Here is a 26,986-nt window from a genome sequence, read left to right on the forward strand (position 1 = left end):
CGGCATGATTAGCGGATCTTACCCCATATGTCCAATTAGCTGAGATACCGGCTCAGTGCGGTAACCAGTGATTGTGCTGCTTTCTGGCGAAAGTCCGGGCTTTTCATCAGGCTCGCGTCGCCGGCATTGCGCATATTGCCGGCCTCCAACATCACCTTCGGCACGGTGGTCAGGTTCAGACCACCCATGTCGGTACGGGGGTTCAGACCGTCCGTCCCGATGTAGCTGGACGCCTGGAGCCCGGTACCGGCGCGGTAGGAGTCGCGGACGGCGATCGCCAGCCGGTGCGACGGCTCCTTGATCGGCCCGTTCAGCCCCGGCTCCATCACGTGGAACCCCGAGCCGCCCGCCGGCCCGCCGTCGCCGTGGATGGAGATGACCACTGCGGCACCCGACTCGTTTCCGATCCGGGCCCGGTCGGTGATGCACGGGCCCCACGCCGTGTCGGCGTCCAGCGTCATGACGACCTTCGCGCCGGCCGCCCGGAGCAGACCGGCGAGGCGGGTGGCCACGTCCCAGGTGAACGCCGCCTCCTGGTACCCGTCGTTGGTCTGGGTGCCCGTGGTGTCGCAGGCCTTCATGCCGTTGCCCGAGTCGACCTGCTTGTTGATCTCGGCGGTGTGCTGGCCGTTGTTCCGGTTGTGCCCGGGGTCGATCACGATCGTCTTGCCGGCCAGGCCCTTGGTCTGCACGACCGGGGCCTTCGAGGCGGCCGGCGAGGGCGCGGAGGACGGCGACGGCGTGGACGCCGCGGACGTGGGCGCGGCCGACGGGCTCGGGGAGGATGCCTCCGACGGGCTGACCTGCGCCGCGACCGGGGCGGTCTTCGGAGCGGAGGTGCCGCACCCGGCGAGCACCGCGAGGGCTCCGGCCGCCACGAGGACGGTTCCTCTTTGCACTCGGGTCCGCACCCAGGATTCCCTTCATCGACGCCAGGACCCGGCCATCCTAACCGCCGGGCGCCCGCCGCCCGGATTTCCGTCCGCTTCGCACCCTTTGCGGGACCGCCGCAGCGGCCCCGCACCACAGGATGACCACCACGGGTTACCGGAAGCCGACCACCGACGGCCCGTCCGGTGCCTCGACCGTCACCGAAGGCTCCAGTGCGACCCGGCCCTCCAGCGCGTTCGGGGCCGTGGGCAGGCGCAACAGGCTCCGGGCCAGGTCGACGTCGACGGTCGCACCGGTCGACTTCGGCGACACGAACTCCTGGTCGCTGAGGCTCAGCACCAGCCCGAGCCGGTGCCCGGCCGGCAGCACCTGGTCGAGGGGGCGCAGCTTCCACGTGACCGTGTACCAGGTCCCCGCCGCCATGTTCGTGGGGCTGCTCAGCGAGTCGCGGTGCGCGCCGTCGATCCACCCCCGGCTGAGGACGGCCAGGTCGGCGGTCGCCACCGTCTTCGCGGTGTTCTTGTAGCAGGCGTCATCGGCCGCCGTGGCCGGTCCCCAGCACGACTCCGACGCGAGGGTGGTGATCCCCTCCCCCGAGGCGCGATAGTTGACCCGGGTCGCCGTGCCGTAGTCGACGAGGCGCGCGGACAGGATCGTGGTCGCCTTGGTGGACCGGACCCGCAGGGTGACCGTGGGGGTGCCGGCGAGGTGCAGGGGTGCGGCGAGCGGTGCCGTCCAGTACACCTTGCGGCCGTTCTTGTTCTGGGTCGGCGAACCGACCGTCGTGCTCTCGCTGGCGTTGGGCGAGTCGCTGATCGTGCTGGTGCCGGCCACGGGGGCCGCGAGGCTCAGGGTGCCGGGGGTGCCGGCCGCCAGGGAGTAGACGTTGTCGACCGTGCCGGCCGGCGGCCAGGTGGTCGAGTCGGCCCAGACGTCCGCTCCGCGCTCGACGGAGGCCATCGGCTCGGACATGACGCCGCTGTCGAGGCCGAGCAGCCAGTAGTCGAACCAGCGGTGCAGGGTGTCGACCCACGCCTGGCGGCGGAAGTCGAACGGGTCGACGTGGCCCTCCTGCGACAGCCAGATCTTGCGCGGCACGTTGTTGGCCGCCAGCGCGTCCCACCACTGTCCATAGTTGACACCCTGGACGTTCAGATCGTTCATTCCGTGTACGACGAACACGCTGGCCTTGACCTGGTTCGCCTTGGCCACGTAGTTCCGGGCGTCCCAGAAGGAGTTGTAGTTGGCCGTCGCGGCGTCCGAGCCTGAGGACAGGGCGTTGGTGACGGCGGCGCAGGTGCCGGACGGGCGGCTGGTGACCAGGCCGTGCAGGCCGGTCATCGAGCTGGTCCTCGGGTTGACGGCCCCGTTGATCCGCTCGTAGTCGTACCAGCTGGAGATGGCGGAGATGGGGACGATCGTGGCCAGGCCCTTCACGCCGGTGGCGGCCACGCCGTTGGCCACGCTGCCGTCCCAGGACTTGCCGATCATGCCGACCTTGCCCGTGGCCCAGGACGCGACGACGGTGGCTCCGGCGGCGTCGTGCGCCGTGGCCGTGCCGTTCAGCCAGTCGATCACCGCCTTCGCGCCGAGGACCTCTTCGGGGCCGCCGACGTCCTCGCACCCCGTCGAGCGGGACGTGCCGGCCAGGTCGACGGCGAGGAACGCGTAGCCGCGCGGGACGAAGTAGTTGTCGTAGTACAGCGGGAACTTGGTGACCACGCCGTTCGCGTAGACCTTGGTCTCGCTCTCGTTGCCCCGGCCGCAGCACTGGTAGTACGGCGAGGCGTCCATGATCACGGGGACCCTGCCGCCCGTCTGCGCGGGCTCGCTCGGCCGGACGATGTCGACGGCCACCTTGTCGGGGACGCCGTTGCCGTCGTTGTCCAGCGGGGTGTCGACCCAGACCGCCTCGCGGATCGCGGCGGAGTACGAGTAGATCGGGTCGCTCTGCGCGAACCGTGGCGCGGCGTGCACCGGCGGGGCCCCCGCGAGCGCTGCGACCAGGGCCAGTCCGACAACGAACAGACGACGCATGGGTCCTCCCGGGGCCGAAATTCAGCCCACAGTGACATACGCGGTTATCGATGTCCAGGTCTGGGCGTGCCAATGAGCTTTGTACCATGAAGAAGGGTTTATCCGACGCACTCCGCCAGCTTCCGCGCCTGGTCAACCCCGGTTCTCACCTTCCGAGAAAGCCCGTTTCATACCTCGGCCAGCCATCGAATACCGGACAACGACATCTCCAATTTGGAGCATCTCCACGCGGTAGCTTTCGATGGTGCAGGACATCGACGGCCTCCTCCGCCAGGCGATGACGATCCGCGGCGCCCAGTGCGCGAGCCTCATCGACTACACGACGGGGCTGCCGGTCGACACCCTCGGCGCGGTCCTCGGGATCAGCCCGGAGGCCACCGCCGCGGGCACCGCCGAACTGATGCACGTCATGCTCGACACGGCGGCCTTCGCCTCCGCCCCGGGCGGCGACGAGCTCGAGGACATCGTCGTGACCGCGTCCTCCGGCTACCACGTGTTCCAGTGCGTCCCGGCCCGGTTCGACAGCCGTCTCGTCCTGCACGTGTGGCTCGACCGGCACAGCGGCAACGTCGCGCTCACCCGACGCCGACTGAAGCTGCTCGTCGAAGAGCTGGTCGGCTGATGGGCGCGCTCCAGGACGTCGCCCAGCTGTGCGGCACGGGGGCCACCGGGGCCGCGCACGTCTCCGGCAGGCCCGGCGGCACCCTGCACCTCGTCGCCGGCAACCTCGGCTACGCGACCTGCCCGGCCGTCCCCGGGGTCGGCCGGCTGCTGACCGCCTCCGGCCGGATCGACGCCACGACCTGGGACGCGGTGTCCGCGCAGGGCCCGGCGGCCGCCAGCGAGCTGACCGGCAACGGCCACCTCACCCTCGGCGAGCTCCAGCTCTGCGTGCGGTCCGCGGCGATCGACGCCGCGCACTTCGTCCTCGGCCCCGGGGCCGGCGCGCTCACCTTCTCCGCCGGGGCCCGCCACCCGTTCGACAACGTCCTCGGCACGCCGTTCCCCACCCTCGAACGGGAACTGGCCCGCCGTACCAGCCTGCTCGCCGAGGCGTGGCCCGACTCGGCCGTCGACTCCGCGCCGCTCGTGCCGGCACCCCGGGTCAGGCACCGCCGGATCACGCTGACGGACGTGCAGTGGGAGCTGGTGGCCAACGCCGACGGCCGGCGTTCACCACTCGACCTGGCGTCCCGGCTCGGCCGGTCGGCGTTCGCCGTCACCCTCGACGCCCGGCGGCTCGTCGCCGCCGGCCTGCTGTCCGCCCCGCCGCGCCCCCTCCCACCGGCCCCGCCCGTGGCCGCCCTGCTGGCCGGGGACCTGCCCCGCCGGGGGCCGATGCCGGACTCGCCGTGGGCGCGGCGCGACGTGCGTCCGTCGGACGCGCCCGGTACGGACGTGCTGCTGCGGGTGCGCGACGCCCTGGGGAAGCTGTGAGGTTCTTTCGATGGCGGGCGGATCCCGGGAGGAGACTGCGGATGGACGTGCAGGTCGAGGTACTCAAGGAGCTGCGGGACCTGGCTGCGAGGCTCCCGCACGCCGTGGGCAGCTCCGTCGCGAGTACCGACGGGCTCCTCATCGCCCACGACGTGCGCGGCGTCGAGCCGGACATGCTCGCGGCGCTGTCGGCGGCGTACCTCGCCCTCGGTCAACAGCTCGCCGGCGCCCTCGACCGGGGCGCGTTCCGGGACACGGTGACCCGCGCGGCCGACGGCCACGTCGGCGTGTACGCCGCAGGCCAGTCCGCGCTCCTCACCGTCCTGACCGGCCCGGACACCAACATCGGCCGCCTGCACCTGGAGGCGCGCGGCTCCGCCGACCGGATCGGCGCACTGGTGGACGGGGCACTCGCCCGCCTTTCATGACACCCGTCAGAGGAGAAGAGATGCACGCCAAGAAGGGAAACAGGATGGACATGGACACGGCGTTGAAGGACGCGATGACGATCGAGGGCGCGTTGGGGGTCGCGATCGTCGACTACTCCAGCGGGATGGCGCTCGGCATCCTCGGCGGCGGGAAGGATCTCGACCTGTCCGTGGCCGCGGCGGGGAACACCGACGTGGTGCGGGCCAAGATGCGCGCGATGGAGATGCTCAATCTGCAGGACAGCATCGAGGACATCCTGATCACATTGGGGAACCAGTACCACATGATCCGGCCCATCACCGGGCACACCGGGCGCGGCCTGTTCATCTACCTCGCGCTGCTCAAGAGCCGGTCCAACCTCGCGATGGCCCGGCACCAGCTGCGCAAGATCGAGGAGGAGGTCGAGGTCTAGGTACTCTCGCTGGGTGACCACGCATGCCACAGTCGAACTGTCCGTGGGCGTCAACGAGGCGTCCGACCTGCTGACCGTCCGCGCGCCGGAGGTGCTCGCCGCCCACGGCTGGACGGCGGCACTGTGGACGGTGCTCGACGAGGCCCCGGTGGAGGAGTCGATCGCCCTGCTGGGCCGGGCTCCCGACGGCACGTGGTCCACCCATCTGCTGGCCACCGACGCCGGGGCGGAGGCCGGCCGGACCGAGGATTCGGAGTCCCTGGCCTACCACGACGGGTACGTCTACGTCCTCGGCTCGCACTTCGGCAGCAAGCGGGGCCCGCTGCAGCCCCGTCGGGCGTTCGCGGCCCGGTTCCGGGAGGTCGACGCCGCTGGTCCCGGGCCGGTACGGCTGGAGGTGGCCCGCAACCGGTTCCGGCTGCACCGCGCGGTCAACGACGCCCTGGCCGGGGCCGGCATCGATCCGTTGCGCCCCGGGAGTTCCGTCCACCAGCGGTTCATCGTCGAGACGCTGGTCCGGGGTGCCGAGCGCGGCAAGAAGTGGATCACCCGGATCGTCGAGGGGGACCTGCCGGTCAACATCGAGGGCGCGGCGTTCACCCCGACCGGCAGCCTGCTGCTGGGCCTGCGGTTCCCGGTGACCGCCGACGGGGCCCCGATCGTGGTCGAGCTGGCCGACGCCGGGGACCTGTTCGACGGCTCCGAACCCAAGGTCGCGGCCGTGCACGTGCTCGATGCCGCCGAGGAGGGCGTGCTGACCGGGATCCGGGCGCTGTCGGCCCGGCAGGACGGGTCGTTCGACGCGGTGGTGGGGTCGATCGACGCGGTCGGCAAGGAGTCGGTGCTGCTCGACGACCATCCGCACGGCGGCGGGGTGCCGTGCCGGCATCTGCGGTTCCGGTTGCCGGAAGACGGGTCGTTCCTGATCCGGCCGGAGGTGGTGGGGGCGATCAACGGGTTCCACAACGTCGAGGGGGTCGCGGAACTCGACGGCCGGCCGGTGTACGTGACGGACGACGACCACCGGGTCGCGCTCTGGTTCTGACCACGGGAAAGGCCCCGCTCGGGCGAGCGGGGCCTTCCGTCATGACGGCTACCTGTCCAGGCAGGTCCAGAAGTCGTAGCGGTGGTCCCTGGCGAAGTCCGCGCGGTGCGGACCGGTCGAGGCCAGCGACCGGACGTAACCCTGCTGGCCGGTGAACCGGGGCCAGTCAGCGGTCCCGGTGTGCGCGAAGCGGGACCAGTGCCCGATCATCTCGTCGCCGAAGTGCCGCTGCGCCGGGGTGAGCGGCTCGGCGTACGTCGCGTCGAAGAGGTAGGCCAGCTCAGAGACGTGGGCCGCGCCCACCGGGAAACTCGGGGACGGCGCGCCGGCGAACCACGGGTTGTCCCGCTCGGCGAACTCGTACGCGTACGTCGGCACGTGCCGGGCGAGCAGCTTGTCGGTGTCCAGGGCCGGGACGGACCAGTTGTGGTCGGTCAGGATCGTCGCGAGCCGCTGCCCCGGGGAGTCCTGCGCGCCGAGCGGGTAGGTGGCGAGCACCCGGTCGGCGTCCGCCCCGAAGGTGGCCCGGACCCGCTCCGGGTACTCCTCCCTGGTCAGCGGGTGGGCACCGGGGAACAGCTCCGCGCCGGCGACCATGAGGCGTTCCTCGTCGTGGTTGACGCCGATCAGGACCGGTACCCGATTGAACGTTCCGGTTCTGAGGGCTTCGGACGCTCCGAGCGGGAGCAGCGCGCCGCCGATCGTCGGACGCGGTGCCGGGAAGTCGAGCAGCGCCGTGGTGGCCTTGCCGCGCAGGCAGGCCGCGACCGTCGCCGGATCGGTGCACCCGACCGACGTCGCCAGGGCCGTGCCGCGCGCCTCCCCCTCCGCCCGGGGCACCGCGATGTCCGCCGCGCACGGCGCGCTCTGGATGATCACCCGGTCGAACAGCCCGGCCGAGGCCGGCGACGCGAGGTGCGAGCAGGTGCTGAACCCGCCGGCCGACTCGCCGAACAGCGTGACGTTGCGCGGGTCGCCGCCGAACGCGCCGGCGTTGGCCCGCACCCAGCGCAGCGCGGCCTGCTGGTCCTGGAGGCCGTAGTTGCCGTCCCCGAGCGCCGGGTGCGCGAGGAACCCGAACGCACCGAGCCGGTAGTTGACCGTCACGACGACCACGTCACCCCGCGCGGCGAGCCTGGCCGCGCCGTAGATGTCCCCGGCGCCGTAGGCGAGGTCCCCGCCGTGCATCCAGACCATCACCGGCACCTTCCGGGCGTTGCGCGGGGTGGTCACATTCAGGAACAGACAGTCTTCCTCGGTACTGGGCCTGCCGACCGGCAACCCCGGAGGCTGGGCGCACGCGGCCCCCGGCAGCGTGGCGTCCCGGGTCGCCGTCCAGCTCGCGGCCGGCCGCGGGGCCGTCCACCGGAGCGGGCCGACCGGGGGCGCGGCGTACGGGACGCCCTGGAAGGTGCGGACCATGTCGGTGACCGTGCCGCGCACCGGTCCACTGTGGGTCGTGACCACGGCCTGGTCACCAGCTGTCGGGGTTACGCCCGTCGGGGTTCCGACAAGGACGCCGGCCAGGCCGAGTGCTGCAACGAGGATCTTCATAGGGGTACTGTGCGGCCGTCCGCTGACCGGCCACGCACCGTCCGCTGACGACCCAGGTGTACTCGTCGGCGTGTCGGGCGCAACGGCCGGGGGACCCCGGTCGTTGTTCACCTTGGGATTCAAGGGGGGCACCGTGACGAGCACCATCGAGAACACCGGCGGTCATCCGACCGTCTTACCACCGCCAGGGCTCAACGGCCGCGCCGTCGCGGCCCGGATGGACGCGCCGCCGTGCCGGCACTGCCAGGAGCCGCTGACACCGGACCCGATCTGGGGCCCGGTACACGCGTCGGGCGGCTACCTGTGCCTCGGCCCGAACGGCGAGACGATGACGTCACCGGCGACGTTGCCGGAGGGCTGGCGACCCACGGTCCGCCCGGTCACCCACGCGCACGAGGAGCCGCACTAGGCGCGCATCACCGTGGCGATCGGCACCCGCGCGGCCCGGATCGCCGGGATCAGCCCGCCCAGCAGGCCGGCGACCAGTCCCGCGACGACCCCGGCGACCCCGGCCTGCCAGGGGAAGTCGAGATGGTGCGGGAACGGGCCTCTGCCTGCGAGGAACGTGCCCAGCACCTTCAAGACCAGGACCCCGAACCCGATCGCCGCCGCCGCGGTGAGCAGGCCGGTGAGCAGGGTCTCCGCGAGGACGATGCCCGCCAGGAGCGACCGGGGCGTGCCCACGGCCCGGCGGAGCGCGAACTCCTCGACCCGTTCGCCGACCGTGGCGAGGCCGACGTTGAGGATGCCCGCGACGCCGATCAGCAGCACCAGGCCTGCCATGCCCAGGAACACCCACCGCATCAGGGCCAACTGGCTGGCGATCCGCTCCTTCGAGTTGATCACCTGGGTGTGGATCTGGTCGGCGGACGCCCCGTTGGCGACGAGCCGGGCCCGCAGGATCTGCTCGAAGGTCGACGCGGTGGGAGTCATCAGCACCTGCATGCTGTCGCTCCGACCGCCGACCGCGCTGGCGGTGGGGATCCAGTTCAGCAACTCGTCCGCCCGGACGTACGCCTGGGGCTGCTCGCTGCCGTCGTCCACCACCCCGATGATCCGGGGCGTCGGGTTGACGGGTGCGCCAGGGAACCGCATCTCCGCCGGCACCCGGTAGCGCCCGAAGCCCTTCGCCGCCTCCTTGTTGAGCACCAGCCTGGGCGACAACGAGGGGGCCGACCCGAAGTCGAGCCACTGGCCGGACTCGGCGCGGAACGGCCGGAACTGCCGGATGTCCCCGGTCATCGCCGTCAGGTACAACTCGATCGCCTGGCCGGACACCGTGGCCGCCTGCGCCGGATCGGAACCCGGGTAGCACATGCCCTGGCTGTCGCAGTAGTAGTCGCCCCCACGGCCCCGGCCCTCGAACGGCGCACCGTGCGGGTTGACCGGCGTGACCCCGGGCTCGCCGATGATCACGCTGGTGCCGAAGGAGCCGACCGCGTCGGTGCGCCCCTTGAGCAGGTCGACGGCGATCGGGGTGACCTGGGGACCCGACGGCAGGTACATCTGGACCGTGCCGTCCTTCCCCTCGTGCAACTCGATGTCCGCGAGGGCTGCCGCTGCGGCCAGCTCGGCGCCGGCCTGCACGACGACGACGGCGAGCACGCCGAGGAACAGGCTCACCATCGACAGCAGGGTCCGCATCTTGCGCGCCCGGATGCCCTGCAGGCCGATGACCAGGGAGGACCGGAACCGGCCCGACAGCCCCGTCATGCCCGGACCCCGGCCGGGGCGAGCACGCCGTCCTGGAGCTCCAGCACCCGGCCCATCCGGTCGGCGTGGTCCCGGTCGTGCGTGACCAGGATCAGGCCGCAGCCCCGGTCCGTCGCGGCGTGCAGTGCCTCGATCACCAGTCTCCCCGTCTCGGTGTCCAACGCGCCCGTGGGCTCGTCGGCCAGCAGCACCCGCGGCTCGCGGACCAGCGCGCGGGCGATGGCCACCCGCTGCTGTTCGCCGCCGGACAGCCGGGGCGGGCGGTGCTTGGCCAGGTGCGCGATGCCGACCTGTTCCAGCGCGGCCATCACCTTCGCCCGGCGCTTGCGGCCGGCCAGCCAGCCCTGGCCGTTGACCAGGGCCATGGCGACGTTCTGCGCGGCGGTGAGGTGCTTGAGCAGGAAGAACCGCTGGAAGACGAACCCGAACTCCGCGCTGCGCAACGCTGCGGCCTTCCGCTCGGGCAGCCGGGTGATGTCCCGCCCGCCCAGCAGATACTCCCCGCCGTCGGCCCGGTCGAAGAGCCCGATCAGGCTGAGCAGCGTGCTCTTGCCGGAACCGGACCGGCCGAGGATCGCGACGCTCTCCCCACTGTGCACGGTCAGGTCCACGCCGGTCAGGATGTTGCGCGGCGCGTTCTGTCCCTTGAGCGTCTTGGTGATCCCGGTGAGCTGGACCAGCGCCGTCGTCACTGGCCCTTGCCGCCCTTGCCGTTCGGGCCACCCTCGGATGTGCCCGGCGGCAGGTTCGGACCGGGCACCGCGATGCTCTCCTCGCCGGTCAGCCCGGAGCGGATCTCGACGACCTTGCCGTCGGTCAGGCCGAGCTCCACGTCCCGGGTCTCCCGGGTGTTGTCGGCCTTCACGATGTCGACCTTGCCCTTGCCCTGCGAGCCGGCGACCGCCTCGACCGGGACCGTGAGCACGTTCGTCGCCTTCTCGGTGACGACCTGCAGGGTGGCGTCCACGCCGTTGATCAGCTTCACGCCGGGCGGTGCGGTGCACACCAGGCGCAGCCCGGTCGGGGTGGACGGCTCGGTGTCCCGCCGGTCCGGGGACGATGGCGCACCCATCGGCGGGCCACTCGCCGGGGGCTTGGCCGTCGGGGCCGGCGGCTCCGGAATCGTGCCGGCGGGCAGCGCGGCGATCGTGCCGAGCACCGAGCAGGCGAACGGCCCGGGGCCGTTCTTGATCTGCGCCTGCACGGAGCCCAGCGCGTCGGAGATCCGGTAGGCCTGGGCGCCGTCGATCTCCGCCACGATCCCGTAGCCCACGAATCTCGCGGAGGCCACCGGCATGCCGACCGGCACCGTGGCCTTGTCGTCGGCCAACCGGCCGGCGAACGTCGCACCCGCCGGGACCTCGATGTTGCTCGGCTTGCCGTTCGCCCAGACCGTGGCCACCCGGGTCGGCTTGGTCGGGGTGCCCTGCGCCGTCGGCACGTCGAGGTAGCGCACCTGGCCGGCCACCGGCGAGACCAGGCCGAACACCGGGTTGACCGTGACCTTGCCCGTCAGGCTGACCTTGTTGTCCAGGTTCTGCCGGACCGGCTTGGTCGTGGTCATCGTCGTGCCCCGCGGTTCCATCCCCGGGGTGGCCTTCTTCTCCCCCGACGAGGTGCACGCCGCAGCTGCGGCCAACACCATCGCCAGGACAGCACAACGGGCCAGAGATCGCTGTCGCACCGGTACCCCCATCACCGAACGCCGATGCGAAAGTGTAGATCGACACATCGGCATCGCCAACACGATCCGGACACTGTGGCAATCCCTTAAGGAACGAGCACGATCTTTCCCCGGTTGTGCCCACGAGTCAGGTGCTCGAAGGCCTCCCGGACCTGGTCCAGCGGGTACACCGCCTCGATCGGGACGTCCAGAAGTCCCTTGTCGACGAGCCCGGCCAGCTCCGCCATCACCTCGGCCGTGGCGGCCTGCAGGTTCGCCTCCGCCTTCACGCCGTGCTCGGCCGCCGCCGCGAAGTTGATGGTCGTGTTGATCCGGTCGGGCGCGATGCCCAGTTCGAGGGCCAGGTTCACGTAGTCGGCGCCGTGCGTGTCGATGAACGCGTCCACCGTGCCGCCGGTAGCGGCCCGGATCCGGTCTGCGACCCCCGGCCCGTACGTCACCGGGATGACGCCGTGCGCCCGCAGCCATGCGTGGTGCCGCTCACTCGCCAGGCCGACCACTGTCGCGCCCGCCTCCCGGGCCAGTTGCACGGCCAGTGAGCCGACCCCGCCCGCCGCGCCGGCCACCACGACCGTCTCGCCCGGCCGCAGGGCCACGGCGCGGACCGAGCCGTACGCCGCCGTGCCGGCGATGAACAGGCCACCGGCCGCCTCCCAGGACACCCCGGCCGGCTTGAGGACCAGCTCAGTGGCCTCGACCAGCACGTACTCCGCGAAACTCCCCCGGGTCAGCTCGAACGTGTGCGTGAACCCCAGCACCTCCTCGCCCACCACGAAGCCGCGCACGTCCTCGCCGACCTCCTCGATCACCCCGGCCAGGTCGCTGCCCAGCCCCGCCGGCAGCGTCGCCGGCCACCGCTCGGCGAAGAAGCCCGACAGGATGCCCACCTCGACCGGGTTGATCCCGGCTGCACGCACCCGGACGAGCACCTGACCGGTGCCGGGGACCGGGCGGTCCACCTCCTCGACCGTGAGAACCTCGAGCCCGCCGTACTCGGAGAACCTGACTGCCTTCGACATCTCGTACCCCTCAGATCGGTGTTGATCTGACGGTTCCACCGATCCGCGCCGGTGAGGAGCGGAGAGCTGTGGCTAGGAGTGGCACTCCCTGGCTACGGCCGGGAGCCCGCGCGATACTCGTGATCATGAACCGCCGCGATCTCGCCGACTTCCTCCGCCGCTCCCGCGAACGGCTGCGCCCCCAAGAGGTGGGGATGGCCGCCGGTCCGCGCCGACGCACCCCCGGCCTGCGCCGCGAGGAGGTCGCCCTGCTCGCCGGCATGTCCGCCGACTACTACATGCGCCTCGAACAGGCCCGCAGCACCCAGCCGTCGACCCAGATGGTCGCGGCGCTCGCCCGAGCCCTGCGGCTCAACGACGACGAGCGCGACCACCTCTACCTGCTCACCGGGCACCGGCCGCCCGCCGGTCGGCAGTGCGGGGAACACGTCCGCCCGGGCCTGCTGCGGCTGCTCGACCAGCTCACCGAGACCCCGGCGCAGATCCTCGGCGACCTCGGCGACCTGCTGGCGCAGAACGCCATGGCCGAAGCCCTCTTCGGCACGGTCTGCACGGTGTCCCAACACGGCCGAAACATCGTGTGGCGCTGGTTCATGGACCCGACGGTGCGCGGGGCGTACCCGGCGGAGGAACACGACCACTACAGCCGCCTGCACGTCGCCGACCTGCGCGCGGCGGCGGCCCGGCGGGGCAATGACACGGCGTCCACCACCCTGGTGAACAGGCTCAGGGCAGCCAGTCCCGAGTTCGCCGGCCTGTGGGACCTGCACGAGGTCGGGGTGCGCCGCAGCAGCCGGATGCGGGTGCTGCACCCGGTGATCGGGCCGATCGAGCTGGATTTCGAGGCGCTGCTGACCCCGTCGGAGGACCAGCAGCTGCTCGTGTTCACCCCGCCGCCCGGCACGGAGAACGTGGCGCACCTGGAGCTGCTGCGGGTCGTGGGCCGCGAACAGTTCGCCTAGCGGCACGGGTCTGCGGAAATGGCCGGTCGCCCGCCATGATGGACGGATGGCGCACCTGAGGGACATCGTCGTCGACTGCCGGCACCCGGCCACCGTCGCCCGGTTCTGGGCCGCGGCCCTCGACGGGTACGACGTCGCACCCTACGACGACGCCGAACTGGCCCGGCTGCGCGCCAACGGCATCGACGACCCGGAGGACGATCCGACTGTGCTGGTCGAGCGCGCCGACGGCGGTGGTCCGCGGTTCTTCTTCCAGCTCGTGCCGGAGGCCAAGGTGGTGAAGAACCGGCTGCACCTGGACCTGCGGGCCGAGGAGCCGGCGGCGGAGGTCGCCCGGCTCGTCGGGCTGGGCGCGCTGGTGCTCGTCGAGCATCCCGGCTTCGTGGTGCTGGCCGACCCGGAGCGCAACGAGTTCTGCGTGCTGCGGTAGGGGTCGCGTCCGCTCGGCGGACACCGCACGGGCGGCGCGTCACACTCGGCGGACGGGTCGAACGTGAGCGAGTTTTCGCAGCACAGGCCGGGTGTATCGACCACAATCGTGTCGTGACCAGATCCCCCGACGACGACGCCACCTCCCGGGAACACGTCGGCAGCAACCCGTTCGCCGCCACCCTGAACCGGGCCATCGAGGTCCGCGGCCTGAGCCTGGAGCGCCTCCAGGCCAAGCTCGCGGAACGGGACATCACCCTCAGCCTGACGACCCTGAGCTTCTGGCGGCGCGGTCGCAGCCGCCCGGAGCGCGCCCGGTCACTGCGGGCCGTGGCGGTGCTGGAGGAGGTCCTGGGCCTGTCCGGCGGCTCTCTGGTCGCGCTGCTGGGCCCGCCCCGACCCCGGGGCCGCGTCGAGCAGACCCCGGCGCTGGGCTTCGAGAAGCTGTACGACGAGCACGTCTCCCTGCGGCACGCGCTGGACGAGCTCGGCGTCGACGCCGGCATGCAGGTCATCAACCCCGACCTGGTGTGGCTGAGCATCCACGACCGCTACGAACTCGACCGGCACGGCACGGAGGCGCACCTGTCGGTGCGGCACATCGGCCGGGCGGTCGGGCCGGTGAGCGTGTGCCGGGTGCTGTTCCAGGCCGACGACCCGATCCGCCCGGGCGGGGTGGTGCGGGCCGTGCGCGGTTGCCGGCGCGGTCGGGTGCGTACCGACTCGGAGACCGGGTTGACGGTCACCGAGCTGCTGTTCGACCAGGAGTTGAGCCCCGGCGACGTGGTGGTGTTCGACTACGCGATGTCCTTCGAGCCGGGCGGCGTGGCCGAGCACCGGTTCGGCCGGATCTTCAGCATGCCGGCGGGGCTGTACGTCGCGGAGGTGGTCTTCGACGAGCAGGCGGTGCCGGAGCGCTGCCACGAGTACGTCCAGGCTTCGCGGGACGCCGACATCCAGGTGCTGCGCGAGGTGACCATCGGTGAGGGACTGACGGCGACCATGGCCGTCCAGGACGTCCACCAGGGCCTGCACGCGCTCGAATGGGACTGGAAGGGGCCGGCCACCACGCGGTGACCGGCCCCGTTCGGGAGAGGGTGTTACGAGAGCGCGACCGAGACGTCGTCGAGGACGAAGCTGGTCTTGAGGGAGTAGTCCTCGGTCTCGGTGAACTTCAGCGTGACGGTCTGCCCGGCGTACGCGGACAGGTCGTAGCTGCGCAGCACGTAGCCGGCCGCGGCGTTCGCGTTGGAGAAGCTGCCGAGGCTGGTGGTGCCGGCGAGCACGGTGAACTTGTCGTACGCCGTGGCGCCGCTCTCGGCGGTGTCGATGTGCAGGTAGAACTTCAGGCTGGCCTTGCAGCCGGCCGGAATGGTGATCGACTGCGACAGCGACTCGGTGACCGCGCTGCCGTTACCGCCGAGCCACGCCATCCGGGTGCCGCCGTGCGCCGGCTGGGCCGCGGTACCGGCCTGGATGACGCCGGTGGTCCCGGCCCACGGGGCGGTGGCCGTCTCGAAGCCGCCGTTGGTGACGGGCTGGCCGGCGGCGCAGGTGCCGGTGGTCGGCTTGACCGTCGGGGTGGCGGAGGGGGTGGCCGTCGGCTGCGGGTTGCCGGCGCACGCCGGCTCGTTCGCCTGGACACCGACGCCGACAGCGGTCCACGCGGCCTTCATGGTGGTGCACTCGGCGCCACCGTAGAGCTCGTTGGTCGCCTTGAGGGTCGAGATCCGCGCCATCGGGTACGTCTCGTTCGACGCCATGTGCTGGGTCAGCGCCCGGTACCAGATCTTGCCGAACTTGTCGTTGCCCAGCCCGTTGACCTGCGGGGCGTTGTTGCACGCCGGGCTGTTGTAGTTCACGCCGTTCACGACGCGGGCACCGGTGCCGACGGCCGCGACGAAGAACAGGTGGTTACCGATGCCGGAGGTCAGGTGCGGGTCCTGCGTGGTGCCCATCTGCGCGTTCCAGCAGCTGAAGGAGCGCCCGTCGCGGGCCGGGTCGTCCAGGTACCGCAGCGGCCTGTTGTCGCCGAAGTAGTTGATCTGCTCGCCGATGAAGTAGTCCGGGTTGTCGCCGGGGTTGTTCGCGTTGAACTCGACCAGGGTGCCGAAGATGTCGCTGGTGGCCTCGTTGATGCCGCCGGACTCCTTGAAGATCCCCAGGTCCGGCCTGCCGTAGTCCAGGTTCGCGGTCGCGAACGTCACGCCGTGGCTCATCTCGTGCCCGGCCACGTCCAGCTCGGTCAACGGGTGCTGGTTGAGGGCGCCGTCGCCGTAGGACATGCAGTAGCAGTCGTCGTCCCAGAAGGCGTTCTGGTACGCGTTGCCGTGGTGCACCACCGACAGCGCGCCGGTGCCCTGGTTGTTGATGCCGTTGCGGCCGTGCACGTTCTTGTAGTAGTCCCAGGTCTGCCCGACGCCGTAGTGCGCGTCCACGGCCGCCGAGGCCCGGTTGTTGTTCGTGTTGTCGCCGAAGGTCCCGTTGGCGCTGGAGAACGCGGTCGTCTGCGCCTTCGGCACCGGGACCCCGTCCGCGCCCTTGTTGTTGGCGTCGCGGGTCTCCTGGCCGCCCCGGGACGGGTCCAGCAGCTCGTACGTGCCGTCGGCCTTCTGGTTGACGCTGATGGCGACGTTGCCCACCAGGAGGCCCTTGCCGTTGCCGGCGGCGGGACCCGCCGCAGCGGCCTGTGCGGCACCGGCCGTGGACCGTGCTCCCGGGGCGGCCAGCGTCCGGACGCTGCTCGACGCGCCGAGCACCGCACCGGTCGTGGCGCTGATCCGAACCTTCCCCCGGCTCGGGGTGCCGTCGGCGGACGTGCCGTCGGCCTTGACCTCCCAGACGAGTGCCGGGGCACCGTCCAGCGCGTCGACCGCCAGGACCGGCGCGGCACCGAGGCTGAGCCCGGTCCACTTCGCGGCGACGATCTGGCTCGCCCTGGCCGCGTCGATCTTCGGGGTGGTGTCGACAGAGATGGCCTGGCCCTTGGTCTCGGAGAACTGGCCGTTGCCGGCGCTGTTCACGACGACGCTGCCGCCGAGGACGGGCAGGCCCTTGAAGGTGCGCTCGAACCGGACGTGCCGGGAGCCGTCGGCATCGACGTTGACGTCCTTGGCCGTGTAGCTGTCGCCCTCGGCGGCCACGGGCTTGTGACTCCCGGTACCGGTCAGCGCGGTCAGGGCTTCACGGACAGCGACGTCCGGGTTAGCGCTCGCGGCGACCGGGGCCGGGGTGGCGGCCTCGAGGGGGCCAGCGGTGGCGAATCCGGCGGTGGCCAGGACTCCGCCGGTCACGACGGCCGTGCTGACGAGCACCGCCCGCCGGGACCAGGTTCCTACGTGAGTCATGTGAGGGGGTGTCCTTCCCAGTCTCACGCGCCCGGCGGTCGATGGGAGGAGACCACCGGGCACGCTCCGCAATTGCGGAGGTGGGAAGCATCACAACGGGTGACGTAACGTCACGTGAAATGCACGTTAAGAAGGGCTTAGCTGATTAAACAGTTATGACAGTTTGCTATTTCGCGGGCTCCGGCGACGTTTCGCAGGGGCAGCCGGCGTTCCGCGGGCTCAGGCAGCCTTCGCGTGCAGCATCGCCCGATCGGCGACCTCGAAGGCCCCGGTGAGATCCGTGCGACTGTCCAGTTCGGCCAATCCGATCGTCACGGAGACCGGAGTCCCCGGGACCACCGCCGCCCAGTCGTGGGCCGCGACCGCCCTGGTCAGCCGGGCGCTGATGTCTGCGGCCTCGCCGGGCCGGGTGTCGGGCAGGACGAGGACGAACTCGTCGCCACCGTACCGGGCCAGGAAGTCCCCGCCGCGCAGGGTGCGCCTCAGGATCGCCGCGACCTGCTGCAACACGAGGTCACCGGCGAGGTGCCCGTGCAGCGTGTTGACCGCCTTGAAGCCGTCGAGATCGGCGACCCCGATCATCCCGTACGTGCCGTGCCCGGTCAGCTCGGCCACATACCGCTCCAGGTGGCGTCGATTCGGCAGACCGGTGAGCGCGTCAGTGTGCGCCTCGTCGGCATACCGGGTGACGCTGCTGCGCAACTCGTCGTGGTCGAGCCGCGCGGTGATGCCCTCGAGGAACATGTTGACCATCCGACCGGTACTCCGCGCCACCTTGCACGCCACCACCCGCTCGTCGGCCAGCGCCGCGGCGTGGTCCCCCAGCGCGGCATGGGCCAGGGACCGCAGCCGCGGCACCTCGGCACCACCGAGCACACAACTGGCCGCCGTGGCGTCTTCCAGCAACTTCACCGCGACGTCGGCCTGCCCCTCCCCGATGGCCAGGCAGGCCTCCCCGAGCCGGCGCAGCTCGGCCCCCTCCTCATACGGTTCGAGGTCCACCCGCAACAACACCCGAGGATCCCGGGCCGGCCGGTCACCGAACGCCGCCAACCGCGCCACCGCGTACCCCAGATACGGCAGCTCGAAAGCCACCACAGTGTCGGGTCCGAGGCTCGTCACGACATCGCGGAGCACCCGCGCACAGCCGTCCGCGTCGCCCTGGTGGTCCAGCGCGACCGCGTAGCGGACCCGGATCTCGGGATGCGCGAAGTCCACGGGATCGAGGCCGGCCGCGCGGGCCACCTCGTGGCACCGCTGCTGCGCCTCGACGGCCAACTGCGCGAACCCGGCCCAGGAGTAGGTGACCGCCAGATCCAACCAGGCGACAGCCGCCTGGTGGTCGGGCCGCCGGACCTGCTCCAGCGCCCGGACCCCCTGCGCGAGGTGCGTCATGCACCGGCCGAGCGATCCCTGCTTGTGCGCGACACTCGCCGCCAGCGCGTGGAACTCCCCGAGCATCGCCGGCTCGTCGCACGAAGCGAGCTCGGCGTGCGCCCGGTCGAGCACCGGGGGACACTCGTCGACCCGGCCGAGGTTGAGCAGGGCCGCGAGTTGGATCAGGCACATCCTGGCCCGCTCCCTCGGATCGGCGGCGCGGGCGTAGCCCAGCTCGGCCTGCTCCGCGGCCTCCGTCGACCGGCCGGCCTTGATCAGACGGTTGACCCCGTCGAGGGGGCTCTCATCTGTCACTGCCAGTCACCCCCACCCCACGATCGGATACTCCAGTATCACGCGCCGCAGGTCAGAGACGCTCCCCGATTCGGCCACCCCCCACCACCCGACGGGTACGAGGGGCCAGCCGAACGGCCCGTAAACAGACGAAAGCCCAACCCCGGGTGGGGTTGGGCTTTCGTTGAAGTTGTGTCCGGCGGCGTCCTACTCTCCCACCCCGTCCCCAGGGCAGTACCATCGGCGCTGAAGGGCTTAGCTTCCGGGTTCGGAATGTTGCCGGGCGTTTCCCCTTCGCTATGACCGCCGTAACTCTCTCAGAACAACAGCACCCGCACTGAACTCACACACTTTCGTGTGGGTTTGGTGGGTGTTGTTTTCTGTGAACCGTATAGTGGACGCGACAAATTTAGCTGGTAATGGTGGTGAAGTCCTCGGCCTATTAGTACCAGTCAACTGAACCCGTTACCGGGCTTACATTTCTGGCCTATCAACCCAGTCGTCTAGCTGGGGGCCTTAACCCTCTAGGGGTGGGATACCTCATCTTGAAGCAGGCTTCCCGCTTAGATGCTTTCAGCGGTTATCCCTTCCGAACGTAGCTAACCAGCCGTGCTCCTGGCGGAACAACTGGCACACCAGAGGTTCGTCCGTCCCGGTCCTCTCGTACTAGGGACAGCCCTTCTCAAGTATCCTACGCGCACGGCGGATAGGGACCGAACTGTCTCACGACGTTCTAAACCCAGCTCGCGTACCGCTTTAATGGGCGAACAGCCCAACCCTTGGGACCTACTCCAGCCCCAGGATGCGACGAGCCGACATCGAGGTGCCAAACCATCCCGTCGATATGGACTCTTGGGGAAGATCAGCCTGTTATCCCCGGGGTACCTTTTATCCGATGAGCGACACCGCTTCCACATGCGAGTGCCGGATCACTAGTCCCGACTTTCGTCCCTGCTCGACCTGTCAGTCTCACAGTCAAGCTCCCTTGTGCACTTGCACTCAACACCTGATTGCCAACCAGGCTGAGGGAACCTTTGGGCGCCTCCGTTACATTTTGGGAGGCAACCGCCCCAGTTAAACTACCCACCAGACACTGTCCCTGAACCGGATCACGGTCCGAGGTTAGATACCCAAATCAACCAGAGTGGTATTTCAACGTTGACTCCACGAACACTGGCGTGCCCGCTTCACAGTCTCCCACCTATCCTACACAAGTTAATTCAAATACCAATGTCAAGCTATAGTGAAGGTCCCGGGGTCTTTCCGTCCTGCCGCGCGTAACGAGCATCTTTACTCGTACTGCAATTTCGCCGGGCCTGTGGTTGAGACAGTGGGGAAGTCGTTACGCCATTCGTGCAGGTCGGAACTTACCCGACAAGGAATTTCGCTACCTTAGGATGGTTATAGTTACCACCGCCGTTTACTGGCGCTTAAGTTCTCAGCTTCACCCCGAAGGATTAACCGGTCCCCTTAACGTTCCAGCACCGGGCAGGCGTCAGTCCGTATACATCGTCTTACGACTTCGCACGGACCTGTGTTTTTAGTAAACAGTCGCTTCCCCCTGGTCTCTGCGGCCATACAACGCTCCCCCAGCAAGTGGGATCACGTCTCCGGCCCCCCTTCTCCCGAAGTTACGGGGGTAATTTGCCGAGTTCCTTAACCACAGTTCACCCGATCGCCTTGGTATTCTCTACCTGACCACCTGTGTCGGTTTGGGGTACGGGCCGCTCGAAACTCGCTAGAGGCTTTTCTCGGCAGCATAGGATCATCCACTTCACCATAATCGGCTCGGCATCACCTCTCAGGCTGTATGAGACACGGATTTGCCTATGTCTCGCCCTACAGGCTTACCCCGGGACAACCACCGCCCGGGCTGGACTACCTTCCTGCGTCACCCCATCGCTCACCTACTACCCCCCAAGTTCCCAGCCCCATCAACCTCACCCCGAAGGGATCCGTCTCAGGAGGTGGTTAGTACAGGAAGGTTCAGCGTTTGCGCTTCTTCGCGGGTACGGGAATATCAACCCGTTGTCCATCGACTACGCCTCTCGGCCTCGCCTTAGGTCCCGACTTACCCAGGGCAGATTAGCTTGACCCTGGAACCCTTGGTCATCCGGCGGCAGGGTTTCTCACCCTGCATTCGCTACTCATGCCTGCATTCTCACTCGTGTGGCGTCCACAACTGGTTCACACCGCTGCTTCACTCGCCACACGACGCTCCCCTACCCACCCACACACCTGGACCCTTACGGGCCGGGCTATTGTGTGAGTGCCACAGCTTCGGCGGTGTGCTTGAGCCCCGCTACATTGTCGGCGCGGAACCACTTGACCAGTGAGCTATTACGCACTCTTTAAAGGGTGGCTGCTTCTAAGCCAACCTCCTGGTTGTCTATGCGATCCCACATCCTTTTCCACTTAGCACACGCTTAGGGGCCTTAGCTGGTGATCTGGGCTGTTTCCCTCTCGACTACGGAGCTTATCCCCCGCAGTCTCACTGCCACGCTCTCACTTACCGGCATTCGGAGTTTGGCTAACTTCAGTAAGCTTGTGGGCCCCCTAGGCTATCCAGTGCTCTACCTCCGGCAAGAAACACGTGACGCTGCACCTATATGCATTTCGGGGAGAACCAGCTATCACGGAGTTTGATTGGCCTTTCACCCCTAACCACAGGTCATCCCCCAATTTTTCAACATTGGTGGGTTCGGTCCTCCACGCGGTCTTACCCGCGCTTCAACCTGCCCATGGCTAGATCACTCCGCTTCGGGTCTAGGACACGCCACTGAGTCGCCCTATTCAGACTCGCTTTCGCTACGGCTACCCCACACGGGTTAACCTCGCGACGTATCGCTAACTCGCAGGCTCATTCTTCAAAAGGCACGCCGTCACCTCCCGCACAAGGCGGTCAGCTCCGACGGATTGTAGGCACACGGTTTCAGGTACTATTTCACTCCCCTCCCGGGGTACTTTTCACCTTTCCCTCACGGTACTAGTCCGCTATCGGTCACCAGGGAGTATTTAGGGTTACCAGGTGGTCCTGGCAGATTCACTGCAGATTTCAGGGGTCCGCAGCTACTCGGGATACCACTCCAGAAAGACTGTGCGCTTTCACCTACCGGACTCTCACCGTCTACGGTCGACTTTTCCAAGCCATTCGACTAACACACAATTTTTTGACTTCCCGATCCTTCGGCAGAAGAATCCAAGTGGTCCCACTACCCCGATGACGCAACGCCTGCCGGCTATCACACGCCACTCGGTTTACCCTCATCCGCTTTCGCTCGCCACTACTCACGGAATCACATGTTGTTTTCTCTTCCTGCGGGTACTGAGATGTTTCACTTCCCCGCGTTCCCTCCACACGCCCTATGTGTTCAGACGTGGGTAACCAGACATGACTCTGGCTGGGTTCCCCCATTCGGAAATCCTGGGATCAACGCTAGGTTGGCAACTCCCCCAGGCTTATCGCAGCCTCCAACGTCCTTCATCGGCTCCTGGTGCCAAGGCATCCACCGTGTGCCCTTATCAACTTGACCACAACATTGACCAAAGTAAATAAGATGCTCGCGTCCACTATACAGTTCTCAAAAAACAACCAACCCCACACCACCACCCACAACACCAACACCGAACCCACCATCACTGGCATCGTCGACCGGTATGTCGCAGAAGGCGCGGACTGTGTCCTCGCATGAAAGACATCCCCAGCAGTCTGCGGACCCCAGATGCTTGCATCTGCTGTCCGCAGGACCATGGTTTGTTCTTTCAGGACTCAACAGGGTGTCTTACAACTCCAACCGCACCACTCTTCCGTTCCCACCAGCGAGCTGGCTGTACTAGGGGTTGTGGCCGTTGTCGGAGTTGAACTAGTTAGTGTCTCCACCATTAAGCACACCCCCACCAGGACACTCGCCCAGTGCGGGGTCTTTGACCGCTTTCGCGGTAAAGAGGCTCCTTAGAAAGGAGGTGATCCAGCCGCACCTTCCGGTACGGCTACCTTGTTACGACTTCGTCCCAATCGCCAGCCCCACCTTCGACGGCTCCCTCCCTTACGGGTTGGGCCACCGGCTTCGGGTGTTGCCGACTTTCGTGACGTGACGGGCGGTGTGTACAAGGCCCGGGAACGTATTCACCGCAGCGTTGCTGATCTGCGATTACTAGCGACTCCGACTTCACGGGGTCGAGTTGCAGACCCCGATCCGAACTGAGACCGGCTTTTTGGGATTCGCTCCACCTCACGGTATCGCAGCCCATTGTACCGGCCATTGTAGCATGCGTGAAGCCCTGGACATAAGGGGCATGATGACTTGACGTCATCCCCACCTTCCTCCGAGTTGACCCCGGCAGTCTCCCATGAGTCCCCACCATAACGTGCTGGCAACATGGAACGAGGGTTGCGCTCGTTGCGGGACTTAACCCAACATCTCACGACACGAGCTGACGACAGCCATGCACCACCTGTGAACGCCCCCGAAGGACACTCTATCTCTAGAGTTTTAGCGCACATGTCAAACCCAGGTAAGGTTCTTCGCGTTGCATCGAATTAATCCGCATGCTCCGCCGCTTGTGCGGGCCCCCGTCAATTCCTTTGAGTTTTAGCCTTGCGGCCGTACTCCCCAGGCGGGGTGCTTAATGCGTTAGCTGCGGCACGGAGACCTGGAGAGGTCCCCACACCTAGCACCCACCGTTTACAGCGTGGACTACCAGGGTATCTAATCCTGTTCGCTCCCCACGCTTTCGCTCCTCAGCGTCAGTATCGGCCCAGAGACCCGCCTTCGCCACCGGTGTTCCTCCTGATATCTGCGCATTTCACCGCTACACCAGGAATTCCAGTCTCCCCTACCGAACTCTAGCCCGCCCGTATCGGTTGCAAGCTCCAGGTTAAGCCTAGAGTTTTCACAACCGACGCGACGAGCCGCCTACGAGCTCTTTACGCCCAATAAATCCGGACAACGCTCGCACCCTACGTCTTACCGCGGCTGCTGGCACGTAGTTGGCCGGTGCTTCTTCTGCAGGTACCGTCACTTGCGCTTCGTCCCTGCTGAAAGAGGTTTACAACCCGAAGGCCGTCATCCCTCACGCGGCGTCGCTGCGTCAGGCTTCCGCCCATTGCGCAATATTCCCCACTGCTGCCTCCCGTAGGAGTCTGGGCCGTGTCTCAGTCCCAGTGTGGCCGGTCGCCCTCTCAGGCCGGCTACCCGTCGTCGCCTTGGTAGGCCATCACCCCACCAACAAGCTGATAGGCCGCGAGCCCATCCCTGGCCGAAAAACTTTCCACACAGATCCCATGCGAGACTGTGTCGTATCCGGTATTAGCCACCGTTTCCGATGGTTATCCCGAAGCCAAGGGCAGGTTGCTCACGTGTTACTCACCCGTTCGCCGCTCGAGTACCCCGAAGGGCCTTTCCGCTCGACTTGCATGTGTTAAGCACGCCGCCAGCGTTCGTCCTGAGCCAGGATCAAACTCTCCAATAAGGTTTGTTTGCACCCCGGCAAAGAACAATAGCTGACAAAGATATTACTTTGCCGCTGTTGTCCATTACCAAAGGAATCCACATCTCCAGCCATAGCTGGGACGGGGTAAATCATAATTGGCACTAACTTTCCGACACCCTGTTGAGTTCTCAAAGAACAAACACACACCACTCAGCAACCGTTAAGTCACCCTGGGGGTTTTGTTTACCGCTTGTCTTACTCGAGTTACTCTAGCAGGCCCATTCCCGCGTCCCAAATCCGGGGTATTAACCCTGATCGATCAGCTTGGAGTCCACTACAGCTACCAGCCCGGCCACTCGCGATCTTCCTCCGAAGAAGAGATCCGCTCGCCCGGCTCGCTGGCGCCTTGGAGAACTCTACCCAGTCGGCCCCCCGATGCAAAATCGGGCCGCCGTAGCCCTGCTCACACCCGCACCGACCGGACCGTCCTCCGGCTGGGACTCTGTCCGCAGCGGACACACCGGCTCGCAGCCAGGTGCATGGATGTTCCCAGTTCAGAGGGTGGGCCGCCAGGGGGTCGAACCCTGAACCCACGGATTAAAAGTCCGTTGCTCTGCCATTGAGCTAGCGGCCCTCAGCGCCTCAGGCTACCCGACCGGGCGACCGAATTCGACCTTGGATGCCCAGGACAACGCCTCCTGACCGCTCCCGTCACCGGTGCGGGCCTGTACACGGAGAAGCGGCGCCCCGGGATCCCGGAGCGCCGCTGTGTTCGTACCCGTCAGGGCGCTCTGAAGGCGGACGTGTAGCTGGCCCCGATGGTCGGGGTCCCGATCGGAGCGGCCATCCGGAGCGCGGCGCCCGCCGTCGTCGGGTGGAGGAAGTAGCGGCCCACCACGTCGACGACCAGCTGGACGTTGCCGGCGTGGTTGTAGACGTTGAACGCGCTCGACGGGCCGATCTGGGTGATCGCGGCGTTCGGGGTCACCTTGCCCGGGGACGGGTTCAGGTTGCTGACCGCCGGTCGGTCCTGGCCCGCGACGCCGTTGGCCCACACGCTCATGAAGGTCAGCGCTGTCGGGTCCACCGCGGTGACGTTCAGCGCCAGGCTGGAGGTCGCGCCGCCCTGGGTACTCAGGATGGCGGCCGGGGCGGTGACCTTCGTCGTGGACGCCTGGCCCAGTGGGCCGGACACCCCGAGGCTGTCGCGGGTGTCGACGATCCGGGTCGGGGTGACCGGGTCGAACCGCAGCCCGTCCGCCGAGTAGGTGCCGTCGTCGAAGAAGCCGACGATGTCCACGATCACGTGCGTGGTCGCCAGCGTGTACACGCCGATCGACGGCCAGTTCTCCGATGCGCCGCAGCCCCAGCAGGCGGCGACCGGCACGATGGCCATGTTCGGCACGTTCTGGTCGCGCCGGTAGTTCAGCGTCGACGTCTCCCGCAGGGTGTCGGTCCGCCCGTTCCAGGCCGTCAGGAAGCCGTCGGACTCCGCCTCCGTCGCCGTGACGTTCACGGCCCACGCCTTGATGTGCTGGTTGGCCGCGCCGAAGTCCAGCGCGGACCGCAGGTAGTAGCCGGAGGGCAGCTTGGCGTCGCCGTCGCGGGTGTCGATCAGCCGGCGGGGCGTGAGCGGGTGGTAGAGCCCGTTCATCGAGTACGCACTCTGGGTCTCCGAGAAGTAGCCCGTGACGTCCACGATCACGTGCGTGTCGCCCTCGTGGTTGTAGATGTCGACCCCGCCGCTGGCGCTGACCGCGACCGTGACGGAGTTGGCGCCGGTCCAGCCCGGGGTGAAGTTCAGCGAGGAGGCGTTCGGCCGGGCTATGCCCGCCGGGTACACCGTGAGGAATCCGGACGTGGTCTGCTGGGTCACGGTGACGTTCAGTGTGACGGCGGACACTCCCGACTCCGGTACGCCGCTCCGGCCGCCGACCTGCAGGTGCAGGGTGCCGGCCCGGCCGATCGGACCGACGGGTGCCCCGTTGCCGCTGCGGGTGTCGAGGATCCGGCTCGGGTTGAGCGTGGTGTAGGTGCCCTTGGCTCCGGCCCACGGGTCCACGGAGTTCATGGACAGCGCGATGGCCTTCTTACCGTCGGCCATGTTGGCGGGGAGGATCAGGTTCGCGGGCTGGTCGCCCTTCTGGACGGGCTGCGCCTGGACCTTGACGGTGCAGGTCTGCCCGAAGCTGAGGGTCGCGCCGCCGCAGGTGCCGCCGGAGACGCGGTAGGCGCCGGCGCCGGTGCCCTCGAAGACCGGGGTGCCGAACTTCGTCGGCGCGGACCCGGCGGACGTGAAGGTGACCTGCTTCTCCGCGCCCGGCACCTTGACGGCCTGGTCGCCGAAGTCGAGTACGCCGGGGCTGGCCTGGGCCGCCGCGTACGGGACGGTGGAGTGCCAGCGGGCCTCGCCCCGGTAGGCGATCTCCGTGTTCTCGCATCCGGTCGCGTACCCGGCGGCGAACGCCGTGAGGTTGCCGGCGGAGTCTCGGGTGGCCTCCCGGATCGTGATGGTGCCGAACAGCTGGTTGCACCCCGAACCGTCGCCGCTCACGTCCAGGCCGGCCGCCGTCGCGGTGTTGCCCCGCTCGGTCGGATAGGTCTTGCCGACCTCCCAGAGCGTGCCCTTCGGCGGGCCGGCCGACAGGGAGAAGTTGTGGTCGGCGGTACTGGCCCGCAGGTCGATGATCTCGCCGGTCGAGAACTGGCCGACGGTCGCGCCGGCCTTGTCGAAGACGAAGTTGGCGCCCCAGCGGTCGACGGTCAACGCGTCGTAGGGTGCCGTGGGTGCCACCGCGGAGGCGGGACTCGGCGAAATGACCGCTGTGACCGTCAGTGCGACGACAGCGGTGATGGCGCTGCGAAACAGGCGCAACGTGTCTCCCCCGTAGGAAGTTGCAAAGGCGCAAATTAGCCCTACGTC

19 protein-coding genes, 1 tRNA gene and 3 rRNA genes are annotated in these 26,986 nt (G+C 68.2%); 9 read left to right on the plus strand and 14 right to left on the minus strand.

All coding sequences use genetic code 11. The features are described 5' to 3' along the window. Positions 1 to 35: 35 nt before the first annotated feature. Together IW245_RS27730 and IW245_RS27735 are read right to left on the minus strand one after the other, a co-directional pair. The gene (locus IW245_RS27730; protein ID WP_197006094.1) at positions 36 to 911 is read right to left on the minus strand and encodes an N-acetylmuramoyl-L-alanine amidase; all 876 of its coding nucleotides are present in this window, start codon (positions 909 to 911) and stop codon (positions 36 to 38) included. A 133-nt stretch (positions 912 to 1,044) separates the two neighbouring features. Beyond that, the gene (locus tag IW245_RS27735; RefSeq protein ID WP_197006095.1) at positions 1,045 to 2,928 is read right to left on the minus strand and encodes a Xaa-Pro dipeptidyl-peptidase; all 1,884 of its coding nucleotides are present in this window, start codon (positions 2,926 to 2,928) and stop codon (positions 1,045 to 1,047) included. 244 nt (positions 2,929 to 3,172) lie between these two features. Here IW245_RS27735 and IW245_RS27740 point away from each other — a divergent pair, with 244 nt between their 5' ends. Genes IW245_RS27740 through IW245_RS27760 form a run of 5 tightly spaced genes read left to right on the plus strand, consistent with a single transcriptional unit; the run spans position 3,173 to position 6,251 of the window. Next, positions 3,173 to 3,550, plus strand: coding sequence for a hypothetical protein (locus IW245_RS27740; RefSeq protein WP_197006096.1), 378 nt, complete (start codon positions 3,173 to 3,175; stop codon positions 3,548 to 3,550). Next, positions 3,550 to 4,365: an ADAM 12 protein gene (locus IW245_RS27745; RefSeq protein ID WP_197006097.1), complete on the plus strand. Its 816-nt coding sequence runs from the start codon at positions 3,550 to 3,552 to the stop codon at positions 4,363 to 4,365. Before IW245_RS27740 ends, IW245_RS27745 begins: the two co-directional genes overlap by 1 nt. 41 nt (positions 4,366 to 4,406) lie before the next feature. After that, a complete protein-coding gene (locus IW245_RS27750) occupies positions 4,407 to 4,793 on the plus strand; it encodes a roadblock/LC7 domain-containing protein (protein ID WP_197006098.1) in 387 nt (128 codons plus the stop codon). A 20-nt stretch (positions 4,794 to 4,813) separates the two neighbouring features. Further along, the gene (locus IW245_RS27755; protein ID WP_231398957.1) at positions 4,814 to 5,206 is read left to right on the plus strand and encodes a hypothetical protein; all 393 of its coding nucleotides are present in this window, start codon (positions 4,814 to 4,816) and stop codon (positions 5,204 to 5,206) included. 13 nt (positions 5,207 to 5,219) lie between these two features. After that, positions 5,220 to 6,251 (plus strand): hypothetical protein, encoded by a 1,032-nt coding sequence (locus IW245_RS27760; protein ID WP_233472946.1) that lies wholly within the window; start codon positions 5,220 to 5,222, stop codon positions 6,249 to 6,251. A gap of 48 nt (positions 6,252 to 6,299) precedes the next feature. On the opposite strand, the gene IW245_RS27765 is transcribed toward IW245_RS27760, so the two are convergent. Further along, positions 6,300 to 7,805 carry a carboxylesterase/lipase family protein gene (locus IW245_RS27765; protein ID WP_197006099.1) on the minus strand — a complete coding sequence of 502 codons (1,506 nt, stop codon included), beginning with the start codon at positions 7,803 to 7,805 and terminating at the stop codon, positions 6,300 to 6,302. 133 nt (positions 7,806 to 7,938) lie between these two features. Between IW245_RS27765 and IW245_RS27770 the strand changes: the two genes are divergently transcribed. After that, positions 7,939 to 8,214 (plus strand): hypothetical protein, encoded by a 276-nt coding sequence (locus tag IW245_RS27770; RefSeq protein WP_197006100.1) that lies wholly within the window; start codon positions 7,939 to 7,941, stop codon positions 8,212 to 8,214. Here IW245_RS27770 and IW245_RS27775 read toward each other — a convergent pair. The 4 genes from IW245_RS27775 to IW245_RS27790 all read right to left on the minus strand — a co-directional run bounded on the left by IW245_RS27775 (position 8,211) and on the right by IW245_RS27790 (position 12,221). After that, positions 8,211 to 9,518 (minus strand): ABC transporter permease, encoded by a 1,308-nt coding sequence (locus IW245_RS27775; protein ID WP_197006101.1) that lies wholly within the window; start codon positions 9,516 to 9,518, stop codon positions 8,211 to 8,213. The two genes, IW245_RS27770 and IW245_RS27775, sit on opposite strands and share 4 nt — an antisense overlap. Beyond that, positions 9,515 to 10,210, minus strand: a complete 696-nt coding sequence (locus IW245_RS27780) for an ABC transporter ATP-binding protein (protein ID WP_197006102.1) — start codon at positions 10,208 to 10,210, stop codon at positions 9,515 to 9,517. Before IW245_RS27780 ends, IW245_RS27775 begins: the two co-directional genes overlap by 4 nt. Then, positions 10,207 to 11,163, minus strand: a complete 957-nt coding sequence (locus IW245_RS27785) for a permuted SH3 domain-containing protein (RefSeq protein WP_197006103.1) — start codon at positions 11,161 to 11,163, stop codon at positions 10,207 to 10,209. The genes IW245_RS27780 and IW245_RS27785 overlap by 4 nt, the downstream gene beginning before the upstream one ends. Before the next feature lie 125 nt (positions 11,164 to 11,288). Continuing rightward, positions 11,289 to 12,221 (minus strand): NADP-dependent oxidoreductase, encoded by a 933-nt coding sequence (locus tag IW245_RS27790; RefSeq protein WP_197006104.1) that lies wholly within the window; start codon positions 12,219 to 12,221, stop codon positions 11,289 to 11,291. Between the two features lie 125 nt (positions 12,222 to 12,346). Between IW245_RS27790 and IW245_RS27795 the strand changes: the two genes are divergently transcribed. The 3 genes from IW245_RS27795 (at position 12,347) to IW245_RS27805 (ending at position 14,689) form a co-directional block, all read left to right on the plus strand. Further along, positions 12,347 to 13,183 (plus strand): helix-turn-helix transcriptional regulator, encoded by an 837-nt coding sequence (locus tag IW245_RS27795; RefSeq protein ID WP_197006105.1) that lies wholly within the window; start codon positions 12,347 to 12,349, stop codon positions 13,181 to 13,183. A gap of 46 nt (positions 13,184 to 13,229) precedes the next feature. Next, complete coding sequence (locus tag IW245_RS27800; protein ID WP_197006106.1) at positions 13,230 to 13,613, plus strand: VOC family protein; 384 nt, start codon at positions 13,230 to 13,232, stop codon at positions 13,611 to 13,613. A gap of 113 nt (positions 13,614 to 13,726) precedes the next feature. Next, positions 13,727 to 14,689, plus strand: a complete 963-nt coding sequence (locus IW245_RS27805) for a hypothetical protein (RefSeq protein WP_197006107.1) — start codon at positions 13,727 to 13,729, stop codon at positions 14,687 to 14,689. Positions 14,690 to 14,712: 23 nt separating this feature from the next. Here the strand turns inward: IW245_RS27805 and IW245_RS27810 are convergent, their stop codons facing one another. The 7 genes from IW245_RS27810 to IW245_RS27840 form a co-directional block, all read right to left on the minus strand. Next, entirely contained in the window at positions 14,713 to 16,959 is a 2,247-nt protein-coding gene (locus tag IW245_RS27810) for a M4 family metallopeptidase (protein ID WP_197006108.1), read from the minus strand. Positions 16,960 to 17,178: 219 nt separating this feature from the next. Beyond that, entirely contained in the window at positions 17,179 to 18,651 is a 1,473-nt protein-coding gene (locus IW245_RS42385; protein ID WP_197006109.1) for a GGDEF domain-containing protein, read from the minus strand. Between the two features lie 173 nt (positions 18,652 to 18,824). Continuing rightward, a 5S ribosomal RNA gene (gene rrf, locus IW245_RS27820) occupies positions 18,825 to 18,941 on the minus strand. Between the two features lie 111 nt (positions 18,942 to 19,052). After that, a 23S ribosomal RNA gene (locus IW245_RS27825) occupies positions 19,053 to 22,163 on the minus strand. A 423-nt stretch (positions 22,164 to 22,586) separates the two neighbouring features. Beyond that, positions 22,587 to 24,102, minus strand: a 16S ribosomal RNA gene (locus tag IW245_RS27830). The 16S, 23S and 5S rRNA genes sit together here, the layout of an rRNA operon. 523 nt (positions 24,103 to 24,625) lie before the next feature. Next, a tRNA-Lys gene (locus tag IW245_RS27835) sits at positions 24,626 to 24,697 on the minus strand. Between the two features lie 147 nt (positions 24,698 to 24,844). Continuing rightward, a complete protein-coding gene (locus tag IW245_RS27840) occupies positions 24,845 to 26,938 on the minus strand; it encodes a hypothetical protein (protein WP_197006110.1) in 2,094 nt (697 codons plus the stop codon). Between the last annotated feature and the right edge of the window lie 48 nt (positions 26,939 to 26,986).

The sequence above is a fragment of the Longispora fulva genome, from assembly GCF_015751905.1.
Classification (GTDB): Bacteria; Actinomycetota; Actinomycetes; order Mycobacteriales; family Micromonosporaceae; genus Longispora; species Longispora fulva.